Genomic DNA, 12,330 nt, shown 5'->3' with positions numbered 1-12,330 from the left:
GACAACCCGTATTCAGAGGCCCACTTCAAAACGTTGAAGTACCGGCCCGACTTCCCGGCGTCGTTCGAGACCCTGCAGACGGCTCGCGCCTGGTGCCGACAATTTTTCGACCACTACAACAACCAGCACCGCCATTCCGGGATCGGCCTGCTGACCCCGGCGGTCGTGCACCACGGCCAGGCCGACACCGTCCACCAGGCCCGCGCCAGCGTGCTCGACGCCGCCTACGCCGCNCACCCCGAACGGTTCGTCCGCCGACCCCCGACCCCACCCGAGCTCCCCAAGCCCGCGTGGATCAACCGGCCCGACGACCAGGACACCGATCAGCAGGCCAACTAATTTTCTGAAGCNCCTGACTCAAACAGCTTGACGGATTCCGCCTGCGCCGTGAGATGCTCACCCTCCAGGTGGGCTGCAACCCTCGAGATAGGCGAGGACGGCGAGTACGCGACGGTTGTCGTCCTCGGACGGTTCCCGGGCCTTCGCCGCGACCTCGGCGTTGTCGTCGTCCGGGAACAGGCGCATTCCGCTGTAGGCATCTCTCGCTGCTGCGGTTGTTTCAAGGCGTGATGGGNATAGATTTTACGTTGTCCTTGCCGAAATCTTCATCCGTGCGGCTCATGNAGCATGCCGCAAACCTGGCAGGATCAGGCACAGCACTGCCGCAGCGGCGGCCGTGGCGGCGAAGGCGCCCACCGCCCAGGCGCCGGACACGTGCTGGACAAGCAGCCCAGCGGTCAGCGGCGCCAGCGCAGCCAGCGCGGTAGTCGCCATGACCACGGTGTTGATGACCCGGCCGCGCATTTCTGCCGGTGCACTGCGGAGCGTCGCGGCAAACAGCGCGGCGTTCACGGCCGGCGCGAGCAGCAGCGCTAGGGCGATCGGCGCCGCCACCAGCGGCGACGGGAGGAGCGGTGCCGCAGCACCGAACAGCAGGGCCCCAGCCAGGGTGATCGTGGTGGCCAGGGCTCCCAGGCGCATGCGCCCCTGCAGCCGGGGTGCCACCAGGGCGCCNAGCAGCCCGCCGGCCGCGATGGTCGCCTGCACTAGGCCGATCACCGCAGTGGAGGTACTGTGATGACGCAGCGCGAGCGTGACGGTGAAGGTCACGCCGGTGAAGGCGAAGTTCAGCAAGGGTGCCGTTAGCGCTACCGCGCGCAGGATCGGCACCTGCCAGACGAACTGCAGGCCATCGGCCACCTCGCGCCACAACGCCTTGCGCTCGGCCGCGTTCTCCGGGCGGAACTGCCCCCGGATCCTGTTCACCGTGCCGAACGAGACAACGTAGGAGACGGCATTGGCGAGGAACGGGACGGCCTGGCCCAGCCCGAAAAGAGCCCCGCCGAGCGCCGGGCCGGCCAGGGCGGCAGCGTAGGTCCTGGCCTCGGTGGCGGCCGACGCCTGCTCCAGTTGCCCGTCCGGCACGATCTCCGGCAGTGCCGCGGCAGCCGCCGGGTTGAAGATGGCGCCTGCGCCTCCCTCGATCAGGCACACGACCAGGACGACCGGCCAGGACGCGAGATGGGTCACGACCAGGATGCCGAGCAGGGCCAGCAGGATCGCGCGCATGGTGTNGCAAATGATCATCGTCAGCCGCCGGTTGAACCGGTCGGAGAGCNCCCCGGCGGGCAGCTGNAGGCACAGCAGGGTAATGGCCCGCGACGTCCCCACCACCCCGGCGAGCACCGCCGAGTGAGTCAGCGCCAGGATAAGCAGCGGGTAGGCGAGCAGGCCGATCCCTGAGCCGGTATCGGAGAGCAGCTGGCCGATCCACAGCATACGGAAGCCCTCGTTGCGCCGGAGGGGAACCTCGTGTTGCACATCGGCGTCTGTCTCGATTCCGGTGGNATCGCTCACCTTTGGAACAGTATGTGCCAAGGGTTAAGGATGTCCGTCTTACCGGACTATCTTCGGCGAGCGATGATCCAAATCACCGCCTAATCGAGCGCAGGCAGGTTATCGGCAGGGCCATTCCAAGCTCCCGCCGTATGTGGCGGCGTATCTGACGCTGGGAATGTGCCTGTTCCCGGACGACGACGCCGAGGTCGCGGCGAAGGTCACCGGGTCGCTGGACCGGTTCGGCTGCTGGGACGCGGCGTGGGCGCCGTCGAGTGCGAGCGGGATCACCCAGGCGCGCAAAAGGGCGGGCCGGGCGAACGCTGGGCGGAGGAGACCGCGAACGACCAGCTCAAGACCCATCTCCGCGGCCCGGGGAAGGTACTGCGCTTCCGACTGCCAGACCTGGCCGTCCAGGAGAGGTGGGCCTGGCTGACCGTCCAGTACGCGCTCACCGCCCTGATCGCCCACGCGGCGGAAGCCGCCGACATCGGTCCCGACCGGGCCGGCTTCGCCCGGACGCTGCGCCTGGTCCGCCGTTCCACCACCGGGACGGCGGACATTCCCCTCTGAGGACTGGCACGCCCACCTGCCCCGGTTCCGCGCCGCGCTCCGCGCCGTGCGGCGTGCCGTCGAGGCCGGGCTGGCCGGCGAAGGCGCAGTTCCCGGCGTTGGCGAGCGCGATGAACAGCAGCATCGCGCCGCGGGCCAGGTCGGGGGGCCAGCGCGCGCTCCGTGGGATGCCGGGGTCCGGACGGCGGCCGTAGCGGGAGGCGTCTGCGTCATGACCCTCAGACTCGTGGCGCCCGGCCGCGGCCACGAGGGGCCTGGACACCCTCTTCGGCAGGGGGCTGCCCCCCTGTGCGACCCGGCTCGCCGGGTCAGGATGCGGGCGGGGTCGCGTTCCGGATGCAGGTGTATCNGGACCAGGCGACGGTGGTCCTCGGTGCAGCATCCTGGGCCTGATAGACGCCGAGGACCTGGCCGATCTGGTAGCAGTAGGGCCGGGTGGGTTCGATCTGGTCGGAGTACACCGTCTGGCCGGCGCTCAGTGTCGTCAGTCTGCTCTCGTCCTCGGAGCCTCGACGTTGCAGCACCAGGCTGGTGGACGGCGAGCCGTTCTGCCAGGTCAGGACGGCCACCGTGCCGTGGTCGGCGACCTGTAGACGGTGCGGTCGCGCCGCCGCGACCGTGCTGGGCGGGACCGTCGAGGTGGCTGTGGTGGCGACGCCCGCCGTCGGTTGGTCGTTCCGACTGGCGATGACGGCTGCCACCAGGACCACGAGGAGCACGCCCAACGCGGCGACGGTCACGATCATCAGCAGGAACGGCACCCGGCGGATCGACCGACGACCGGCCACGAGCAGATCCTCGCCTTGGCCGCCGCCGGCGGCATCCAGTCCCCCCGCCGCCACCTGCGGGGTCACCGGATCGACGGCCCTCGGCTGCGCCGGTGCGGTCGTGCCGGTCGCCGGCGCGGCCGGGAACGCGCGATCGGCGGGGGGTGCGGGGGCAGGCCCGGGCTGGACGGCGGTGGGCGCATCGCCGGGCGACGGGGGCGCGGTGTCGGCACGCGCGGTGTCGGTGTGCGCGGCGTCGGTGTGCGCGGCGCGCGCGNCTTCCGCGGCGTCGTGACCACCGGGACCGGGCCCGATACCGGTGGACACCGGCGGCGGGGTCGGCTCGCCGACGGGTCTCAGTGGCGTGTGACGGACGGTGAAGCCCAGCACCGCGTTCAGCCGACGCAGCTCGGCCGCCGCCTCCGCGGCGCTGCCCGGCCGACGGGACGGATCCCGGGACATCAGCGCGTGCAGCGCCCGTTCCACCTCGTCCGGGACGTCGGCCCGTCGCAGGGGGCGGATCTCGTCGTGGAGGATGCGCAGGATCATCGCTGGGGTGGAGTCACCGGGCAGCCAGCCGAACGGCGGAGTCCCGGACAGCAGAGTGTAGATCGTCGCGCCCAGGCCATAGAGGTCGGAGGCGACGCTGGCGGGGGAGCCCTGCAGGACCTCCGGCGCGGAGTAGGCCACGGTGAAGGCGCCGTCGGTACCCGACCTGTCGGTGCCGAGTCCCAGGGTGGCGATGCCGAAGTCGCTCAGCACCGGGTCCCCGCGATCGGAGAGCATGATGTTGCCCGGCTTCACATCCCGGTGCAGGATCTGCAGGCTGTGCGCGGCGTGCAGGGCGTCGGCGATCTGCGCCGCGACGCGGAGGGTCTCCGCCGTCCCGAGGGGGCCTTCCCGCCGCAGCCGGTCGGTCATGGAGCCGGCCGGGAGGTACTGCATCGCGATGAACGGACGGCGGTCGCGGGTGGAGCCCACCTCGAACACCGTGATGATGTTCGGGTGGCCGGTAAGGCGCCCGGTCGCCCGNCATTCCCGGGCGAAACGACGGGCCGCCGCAGCGTCGAGCAGGTCCGCATTGATGACCTTGACGGCGACGGTGCGGTCCAGCTTGTCCTGGTAAGCCGTGTAGACGATGCTGAAGCCGCCCTGCGCGATCGGCCGTAGCGAGCGGTAGCCGGCGATGATCGGCCCCTCGTGCTCGCCCTCGTGCTCGTTCACCGGGGCTCGATCCGGTGGGCCGAGCCGAAGACCGCGGCGGGCGCGAGGCACCGGCGGGCCCGGCGGCTGCGCGGGGTGACGCGGCGCAGTTCGGTGCGCATCGTCGCGCTGTGCTGCCAGGCCGCCTCGGCCTCTCGTCCGCTCACGGCGCTCGGTGCGCCGGGGATGTCCGGCCCGTGCAGGGCCGCGGTGGCCAGACGGGCGAGAGCGGTCAGCGGGGCCCGTCCGCCCGGTCCCACCAGGGCCGATCCGAGGTCGACGACGTCCGTCGGGGTCGCTGAGGGCGGCACCGGCGCACCGGCCCGGTCCAGCGACTCGAGCGTGTCCAGCCAGGCGCCGACCACCCGCTCCCGGTCGCCGTCCGCCGCCCGCCGTCGTCGCCGGCGGCGGGCCGGGGCGGACAGACCGAGGACGACGTAGGCCACCCCGGCGATCACCACCGCGCCGGCCAGGGCCAGCCCGGCGAGAGCGCCGACCGGGGTCGAGGACGACCGGGACCCGGCCGGCGCGGACTGCACCACGGACTGCGGTGGCACGGCGGCGGCCTCGGTGACCTGCTCGGCCCGACCGGCCGGCTCCCCCTGGGCAGAGGTGGCGACCGACCCCCCATGCGGGCCCGCTGCCTGCGGCGTCGGGTAGAACGGCACCCATCCGGCCCCGGCGAAGTCGATCTCCGGCCACACCAGCACATCCCCGGCCCGCACAACCCCCGTCCGACCGGCCCCCGTCCGATCATTCTTCGTCCGATCCGTTCCGACCGGGGCCGCGCCGGTCGCGGGGAGGCCGGCGGGGTGGAAGCCGACCACCACCCGGCTGGGCAGGCCCAGGACCCGGGCGAGGACCGCGAACGCCGTGGCGAACTGCTCCGAGGTGCCGGTGTGGCTGCGGTCGAGGAAGTAGGCGAGGTGACCGTAGGCGTGGCCGGACGGGGCCTCCGGATCGTAGGTGAACCGGGTGCGCAGGAACTGTTCCAGCCGGTAGGCCCGCTGGAACGGGGTGCCCCCGGCCGCTGCCACCTCCCGCGCCGCCGCGGCGATCGGCGCCGGCAGCCCCGGTGGGAGGGTCCGGGCCGCGTCCGACGAGGTGCCGCTCGCGATCCGCAGCGCCGCGAGCTGTTGCGGGCTCAGGTCGCGCGGCACGGCGGACGTCACGCGGTAGGCGCGCCCGGGGACCAGCGGACTGCTCGAGATCAGGCTCCCGCCGGCGGTGTCGACGGCGAGGTCGGCACCGGTGAGGGTGACCGGTCGGTCGACATGGGGCAGGAACACGCCTGGCAGGGTGCCGATGGTGATGTCCTGGCTGATCCGGTCCGCGGCCGGCGGTCCGCCCGGCGCCGGTGGTACCCGACCGCCGGCGGGGGTGAACCGCGCCGACGGTGTCCACTGCTGCCCGTCGAACCGATCGAGTGCCGCCAGGCGGATGTTGCGGGAGACGGGAGGGGCGGCGGTGAACAGCGCCTCGCCCGGCGAGCGCAGCCAGGCGGAGACGAAGTCGAGCGGGCTCACCGTCGGCTGCGGGTGCGACGGGACGCTGCGGTGCGCGCGCAGGTCGTACGGTCCGGCGCTCGGGACGAGCAGCGCCGGACCGGCCGCGAGCGCCACGGCGGCGGTCGCGGCGACCACGGTGAGGCCCAGCGTCGAGCGGCGCGCGTCGATCCGACCGGCCGACTCGGGCCAGGTGGGACGGCCGTGGTCCGAGGGCGCCCGCGGTTCGGCCCGCCGGCACAGGGCCAGCGCCCCGGCGGCGACCACCAGGCCGCCGGCGATGCCCAGGTTGGAGCCCGGGCCGGACACCGTCACCGTCACGGCCACACCGAAGGCGACCAGCGCCGGTAGCGCCGGTGCCAGCACCGACCGTGTTCTGAGCACCAGTTCGGCGCCGGCGAGGGCGGCCAGCCACGTCAGCGCCTGCGGGACGACCAGCAGGTCAGGGGAATCCGGCGCGGGCAGGGTCGTGTCGAGCAGCCGGGTGCTCCCGTTGACCAGGCCGTCGGCGACCGCCGGGAGCACGCCGCGGGCGTGCGGCGAACCGTCGCGGAACAACGTCGCGGCGACGACGGCCAGCCACAGCACGGCCGAACTCAGGAACGACACCGGCAGCGGCGGGGGCCGGCGGCCGCCCCGGGCGAGCAGTGCGGCCAGCACCACCGGGATGACCGCGGCCGCGACCACCGGGCCGAGGACGGCTCCCAGGCCGAACCCCCGGTGGAAGGCAGCGCCGGCCAGCCCCGCAAGGCAGGCGACGACACCCAGCGCGGCGAGGCGTGCGGTCACCGCAGGCCGTCCGTCGGGGACCGGCCGCCCCCCGCCGGGGACCGGCCGCCCTCCGTCGGGGGCCGGACCCCCGTCGAGGCCGGCCAGAGCACCGCGAGGCCGGCGGCGTCGCGGACGTCCAGCACCCGCAGTCGTCCGCCGCCGAGCGAGGACAGGCCGCCGGTTTCACCGACCCGGACCACGACCACCCGCTCGTATCCGACCGCGACCGCCGCGGCGCTGACCGTCGCGGCAGCGTCCTGCGTGCCGCTGACCAGAGCCAGCGTGCCGATGGCGCGCCGAGAGGAGCCGCGGACCGAGGCCGTGAGCGTCTGTCCGGCGGCCGGGCCGCCGCCGGAACCCGGACCGGGCGGGCCCGAGTCGATCAGCTCCACCCCGGCCAGCGCGTCCAGGGCCGTGGTCTCGTCGGCCCGGCCGCCGCTGAGGGTGAGCCGCAGGCCGGCGGTGGTGCACAGCCGCACCGGGAACCGCAGCCGCGCGGACGCCAGAAGCACGGACGCGGCGGCGTCCACCGCGGCGTCGAAGGCGGCGGCACCCGGATCACCCGGCGGGTACGCCCGGCGCCGAGTGTCGAGCACCACCGTCGTCGCGGGTTCCGACGGGTCGACGTACTGCCTGACCAGCAGCGTGCCGGCGCGGGCGCTGGACCGCCAGTGCAGGTGGCGCGGGTCGTCGCCGGGCGCGTACTCCCGCAGTCGGTGGAAGGTCACCCCGCCCTGGGTCTCGCTGTCGACCGGCAGGCCGTCGGGGCGGCCGGCGCGGGTGGACGGCAGCGGTGCCAGCGGCTGGACCACCGGGTACACGTGCACGACCGCTGGTCGACCCCGCTGCTGCGTCCGGGCGAACAGCCCGAGTGGGTCGCTGGTGACCAGCTCGGCCGGCCCGACCCGGAGCAACCCGCGGCGCCCGGTCGGCAGCGGGATGGCAATCATGCGGCGTGCCCCGGGCGGCAGCGACCGGATCTCGGCCTCGGCGGCCTCCGGCCTCCGGGCCCCGGCGCCCTCGGCCCCGGCGCCCTCGGCCCCGCCCACGGGCTCTGTCGCGGCTCCGGGCTCTGCCGTAGGTCCGAGGCTCGTCGTAGGTCCGAGGCCTGTTCGGTACGGCAGGCGCAGCCGCACCGGGCCGATCACCGTCCGGGAGCCGACGTTGTGCACCGTGACGCCGGCGATCGCCGGTTCGCCGCGGCCGACCCGCATCGGCGTCACCTCGATCTCCACGGTGAACCGGGGCTGGCGTGCGACCAGCGCGGCGGCGCACAGCAACGCCACCACGCCGCCGACGGCGAGCACCGCCAACTCCGGGAAGCGCAGCACCCCGGCGGCCGTGCCCGTGACGACGACGCCGGCGAGAACCCCGAAACCGGTCGGCGTGATGGTCCCGCGCACGCGGCGCAGCCAGCCCGGGGCGGCTGCGGGTCGGGCCGCCCGGGGCGTCGCGGGTGCCGCGGCCATGCCGGTCAGACCCCGGTGAGTGTCCGGGGCACCGGCACGGCGGCCAGGGCCTCGGCGACCGCCTGTTCGCCGGTGTAGCCCCGAAGCTCGGCGTCCGGGGTGACCAGCAGCCGGTGCGCGAGGACGGGGGCCGCGAGTCGCTGCACGTCCTCCGGGATCACGAACGCCCGGCCGGCCGCGGCGGCCTGCACCTGCGCCGCCCGCAGCAGCGCGATGCTGCCGCGGGGGCTGGCGCCCAGCCGCAGGCCGGGTAGCGACCGGGTGGCGGTCACCAGGTCGACGACGTAGCCGCTGACGTTGTCCGCGACGTGCACCTGCGCCGCCAGCGCGACCAGAGCCAGGACGTCGTCGGTGGTGAGCACCGGTTGGAGGTCTTCGACCCGCAGCCCGGACCGGCGGTCGCGCAGGATCGCGAGCTCGGCGGCGCGGTCGGGGNAGCCGACCCGCACCCGCATGAGGAACCGGTCGAGCTGCGCCTCCGGCAACGGGTACGTGCCATCCATGTCGACCGGGTTCTGGGTGGCGACGACGAAGAACGGCCGGGGCACCCAGTGGCTCACCGCATCGACGGTGACCCGGTTCTCCTCCATCACCTCCAGCAGCGCCGACTGCGTCTTCGGGGACGCCCGGTTCACCTCGTCCGCGACCACCACGTGGGCGAACACCGGGNCCTCGTGGAAGGTGAACGCGTCGGAACCCTGGTGGTAGACGGTCACCCCGGTGATGTCGGACGGCAGCAGGTCCGGGNTGAACTGGACCCGGTGGCAGCTCGCCTCGACGGAGGCGGCCAGTGCCCGGGCCAGGGACGTCTTACCGAGCCCGGGGACGTCCTCCAGCAGCAGGTGGCCGCCGCTGAGCAGACAGGTGAGGGCCTGGGAGACGGCGTCGGTCTTGCCGCGGATCACCAGCCCCACATTGTCGACCACGGCCTGGAACGCCGCGGCGAAGTCCCCCCAGCCGGCGTCGTCCTGGCGTTCTGGCACGATCCCCCCTCGCGGGCGTCACGGCGGCTGCACGATCCGTGTCTTCATTGCCACGCTTCGTCCCAGACTAGCCGGCCGGAGGTGGCGGCGATGGGAGGTTTGCTGGTGCCGGGCTGTCCCACGGCTGTCGGATGCACGTCAGGCCGCGTGCCGGCCACCCGCCGGTCACCCGCCCGGCGTGTAGCCGACGACCGCGGGCCCGGTGCCGGCCGCGTTGCGCGCGGCGACGCTGATCCGCGAGTACGGGTCGCGGCCGGCGGCCCTCCCCCGTTCGTAGCTCGTCCCGGTCACCACCGCGATCTGGTCCTGCGGCGTCACTCCGTTGATCGTGGAGTAGTGGACGGTGACCACGTAGTCGAGGGCGCCGCCGCCGGTGTCCGCCGGCGGGTCCCAGGTCACCCGGATGTCCCCCGGACTGTTGGTCGGAGGTTGGACCGCGGCCGAGGCGATGTTGCGCACCGCGCCCGGGGGGACGCAGCCGACCGCCTGCGCGGTGGCGGAGCTCGCCGACGTGCCGCCCGGACCGGTGGCGGTGGCGCTGGCGGTCGCGGTCGCGCACCCGGCCACCGCGATGGTGACCGTGCCCGGCGCGGTCAGGGTGCGGGTCCCGCCCGGGTTCGTGGTCAGCGCGTAGCTGGTCACCAGTCCGCCGGCCGCCGGTGCCGTCACCGTGACGGTGATCGCGCCGGCGGCGGCGACCGCCCGCACGCCGGGTACCCCGGGCGCGGCCGGTGGCGGCGGCGGAACGGGCACGGGCTGCGCGGGTGGCGTCTGCTGCGGGGTCGTCGCCGGCGGTGGCTGGGCCGTCCGTGGCGGCCCCGTGGGCCCTGGCGGGAGCGCGGTCGCGGGCGGCGTCCTCGGGGGCCGCTGCGAGGGCGGAACGATCGGGCCGGGCCCGGGCAGCGGGCCGGGTGGGACCCGCGCCGGCGTCGACGGCCGGGAGGCAGGGGGTGGCCGCACCGCCGGTACCCGCGTCGCCGGCGGGCGCGACGGCGGTACGCGCGGCACGACGACGCGCGGCGCGTTCGTGGCGACCTGCGGCGGCTGGGGGAGGTGGGGATCGGCGCTGCGGGCCGGCTCCGGGACGCCCGGGGCGTACTTGTCCACCTGGTGGCGNCGGCCGTCCGGCCCGACCGAGACGGCCTGGGAGCCGTCCGCGTTGTTGATCCACACCGAGCCGGCGCGGACGAACAGGGTCAGCAGCCCGGGGCCACCCGCGATCCGGATCGGTTCCTCGAACCGCTGGTGGTCGCGGTCGTACACCAGCACCTGTCCGGTGCCGTCGTCCGGCACGTACACTCGGCCGCCCGCGATCACCGGGGCGCCCAGCCGGCTGGCCGGCGACTGCCCGACCAGCCGCACCGTACGCACGGCCCGCGGACCGGACCCGGCCGCCAGATCGACGAGGAACATCACGTCCGTCCCCTCGACGAGCACGGGCACCACCCTGCCCTCCAGCGACGGCGCGACCAGCAGCCGGCGGCCCTGGCCGGCGGGCGGCGGCAGCGCGCTCGGCGCGCGCGGGCCGTCGACCGCCACCGGGACCAGCGCCGGCGCCGTGCCGTCCACCGCCACCGGTTGATTGTCGGCGATGGTCATCGCCAGCGCGCCGTCCGGCCGGCCGACCCGAACCCGCTTGATGATCTTGCCGTCGCGGATCGCGATCATTTCGCCGCTTCGCGCCACGGACAGCCACAGCGTGTCGTCGTCGGCGATCCCGGCACCGGTGACCGGTGCCTTCACCTCGAGCCGCGCCCCGATCACGTCGAGGGTCTTCGGGTCGATCCGCATCACCGTCCCGGTCGCATCCTCGACGAGATAGGCGGTGCCACCATGCGCGACGACCCGGAACGAGCCGTGGCCGAAGGGCCGGGACAGCAGCCCCATGCCGGCCGGGTCGATCCTGCTGACCACACCGGTGTCGCGGTCGGAGACCAGCACGGAGACGCCATCCTGGCTGAGCTCGATCCGGTGGCCGNGGGTATCTGGCACCGGGACGTTGAAGTCGGGCCGTCCGGACGGTCCGTTGATGTGGGTGGCCCACCCCTTCGCCGTGCTCCACAGCCACGCACCGCTGTCCGTGACCGGCAGAAACGCCGAGCCCGCGCTGGTCCCCAGCACGCCCACCAGCGTCGCCACCGCCATCGCCAGAGCGAGCCCGACCGAGATCGAGCCGGTCGAACGGACGCCAATCGGCCTGCGCACTGTCGTCCATCACCGCCTGGGGCTGGGGCTGGGGNTCGCCGCCGCTTCTGCCAATGATCCCGTATCCCGTGCCGCGCCAGACCCGACGCCGCGGTTGCCCCGGTCGGATATCTGACGGAGACGAGGGCGCTGACGAGCTCGCCCGGCAAGCTCGCCCGGACAGCCGCAGTTCCACCGAGACCGTGACATCTCCGTGACATCCGGTGCCGCGACGTTCATGCTGACCTTCGTACCCCGCCCTGCGCATGCGTGCGGCCCGAAGACCGAGATACCGCGGCAGGTCGGTGACGAGTGTGGCGTGGGAACAGGGGTCCCGGCCGCGATGACGCTGGGAGGCCAGGTTGCCTGACCGTAGTGACGGGCACGCCGAATGGATCACGGGCTGGTTGGAACGTGAGGTGGGCGGGAAGGTCGTGCGCGTCGAGCGGCAGGCGCGCTGGCGCCCGGCCTGGTGGGTCGATGTCGAACGCGACGGCGAGATCCTGCCCTTGTATGTGCGTGGCGAGCGGGTCGACTCGCCGTCGGCGTTCCCGCTGCGCCACGAGATGCGCTTCCAGTCGGTCCTGCAGGAGCACGGCATTCCGGTGCCGGCCGTCTACGGCTGGTCGGAGGAGCCGCGGGCCTACGTGATGGCGCGCGTCGAGGGGCGGGACTCCTTCGAGGGCGTCCCGGACGACGAACGCCGCCGGGCGATGGAGGACNACATCGACATTCTCGTCCGGCTGCACGCGCTCGACGTGGCGCCGTTCGTGGACGNGGGCATCGTGCGCGCCGGTGCCGGCGAGGATCCCGGCGCGGTGGGTCTGCGGCACTTCGAGGAGTCCGCCTACCGGAAGTTGAAGAAGCGGCCCGACCCCTTCCAGGAGTTCGTGCTGGGGTGGCTGTCGCGGCACCGTCCCGACTCGCGCGGCCGCGAGTCGGCCATCGTCTGGGACGCCGGGCAGCTCCTGCACTCCGGCGGACGCATCACCGCGCTGCTCGATCTGGAGTTCGGGCACGTCGGCGACCCCCTGCAGGA

The 12,330-nt window shown here is 74.0% G+C and carries 5 protein-coding genes and 13 pseudogenes; 6 read left to right on the top strand and 12 right to left on the bottom strand.

Going from position 1 to position 12,330, the window contains the following annotated elements; genetic code table 11:
- Nucleotides 1–233 (top strand): annotated as a pseudogene (locus tag FF86_RS30035) (integrase core domain-containing protein); the annotation flags it as partial.
- A gap of 391 nt (nucleotides 234–624) precedes the next feature.
- Here FF86_RS30035 and FF86_RS61085 read toward each other — a convergent pair.
- The 4 pseudogenes from FF86_RS61085 to FF86_RS61065 all read right to left on the bottom strand — a co-directional run.
- A pseudogene (locus FF86_RS61085) lies at nucleotides 625–1,014 on the bottom strand (MFS transporter); the annotation flags it as partial.
- A 1-nt stretch (nucleotide 1,015) separates the two neighbouring features.
- Nucleotides 1,016–1,574 (bottom strand): annotated as a pseudogene (locus tag FF86_RS61080) (MFS transporter); the annotation flags it as partial.
- 1 nt (nucleotide 1,575) lies between these two features.
- Nucleotides 1,576–1,618 (bottom strand): annotated as a pseudogene (locus FF86_RS61075) (hypothetical protein); the annotation flags it as partial.
- An 18-nt stretch (nucleotides 1,619–1,636) separates the two neighbouring features.
- Nucleotides 1,637–1,821: pseudogene (locus FF86_RS61065) on the bottom strand (MFS transporter); the annotation flags it as partial.
- A gap of 193 nt (nucleotides 1,822–2,014) precedes the next feature.
- On the opposite strand from FF86_RS61065, the pseudogene FF86_RS69365 reads away from it, so the two are divergent.
- A pseudogene (locus FF86_RS69365) lies at nucleotides 2,015–2,095 on the top strand (hypothetical protein); the annotation flags it as partial.
- 2 nt (nucleotides 2,096–2,097) lie between these two features.
- Entirely contained in the window at nucleotides 2,098–2,409 is a 312-nt protein-coding gene (locus FF86_RS61060) for a hypothetical protein (protein WP_044887350.1), read from the top strand.
- 1,045 nt (nucleotides 2,410–3,454) lie between these two features.
- On the opposite strand, the pseudogene FF86_RS69360 reads toward FF86_RS61060, so the two are convergent.
- The 8 genes and pseudogenes from FF86_RS69360 to FF86_RS61040 all read right to left on the bottom strand — a co-directional run.
- Nucleotides 3,455–4,208, bottom strand: a pseudogene (locus tag FF86_RS69360) (serine/threonine-protein kinase); the annotation flags it as partial.
- A gap of 1 nt (nucleotide 4,209) precedes the next feature.
- A pseudogene (locus FF86_RS69355) lies at nucleotides 4,210–4,400 on the bottom strand (hypothetical protein); the annotation flags it as partial.
- Nucleotides 4,397–6,673: a transglutaminase domain-containing protein gene (locus tag FF86_RS30015; protein ID WP_044887349.1), complete on the bottom strand. Its 2,277-nt coding sequence runs from the start codon at nucleotides 6,671–6,673 to the stop codon at nucleotides 4,397–4,399. The gene FF86_RS30015 and the pseudogene FF86_RS69355, both read right to left, overlap by 4 nt.
- A complete protein-coding gene (locus FF86_RS30010; protein WP_052681371.1) occupies nucleotides 6,670–8,124 on the bottom strand; it encodes a DUF58 domain-containing protein in 1,455 nt (484 codons plus the stop codon). The genes FF86_RS30015 and FF86_RS30010 overlap by 4 nt, the downstream gene beginning before the upstream one ends.
- Nucleotides 8,125–8,129: 5 nt before the next feature.
- Complete coding sequence (locus FF86_RS64500) at nucleotides 8,130–8,396, bottom strand: hypothetical protein (RefSeq protein ID WP_313954399.1); 267 nt, start codon at nucleotides 8,394–8,396, stop codon at nucleotides 8,130–8,132.
- A gap of 164 nt (nucleotides 8,397–8,560) precedes the next feature.
- Nucleotides 8,561–8,793 (bottom strand): annotated as a pseudogene (locus FF86_RS61050) (AAA family ATPase); the annotation flags it as partial.
- A gap of 1 nt (nucleotide 8,794) precedes the next feature.
- Nucleotides 8,795–8,871 (bottom strand): annotated as a pseudogene (locus FF86_RS61045) (hypothetical protein); the annotation flags it as partial.
- Between the two features lies 1 nt (nucleotide 8,872).
- A partial coding sequence (locus tag FF86_RS61040; RefSeq protein ID WP_242419892.1) for a MoxR family ATPase occupies nucleotides 8,873–9,107 on the bottom strand: 235 nt, incomplete at its 3' end.
- A 2,603-nt stretch (nucleotides 9,108–11,710) separates the two neighbouring features.
- Between FF86_RS61040 and FF86_RS61035 the strand changes: the two are divergent.
- The 3 pseudogenes from FF86_RS61035 to FF86_RS61025 all read left to right on the top strand — a co-directional run.
- Nucleotides 11,711–12,013: pseudogene (locus tag FF86_RS61035) on the top strand (phosphotransferase family protein); the annotation flags it as partial.
- 1 nt (nucleotide 12,014) lies between these two features.
- A pseudogene (locus tag FF86_RS61030) lies at nucleotides 12,015–12,068 on the top strand (hypothetical protein); the annotation flags it as partial.
- A gap of 1 nt (nucleotide 12,069) precedes the next feature.
- Nucleotides 12,070–12,330 (top strand): annotated as a pseudogene (locus FF86_RS61025) (phosphotransferase family protein); the annotation flags it as partial.

Source organism: Frankia sp. CpI1-P, from assembly GCF_001421075.1.
Classification (GTDB): domain Bacteria; phylum Actinomycetota; class Actinomycetes; order Frankiales; family Frankiaceae; genus Frankia; species Frankia torreyi.
This window is presented reverse-complemented; position numbering and strand designations above follow the sequence as displayed.

Bases quoted from the DNA above. Each gene is read 5' to 3' on its own strand.
- FF86_RS30010 (WP_052681371.1), bottom strand. From the start codon at position 8,124: ATGGCCGCGGCACCCGCGACGCCCCGGGCGGCCCGACCCGCAGCCGCC.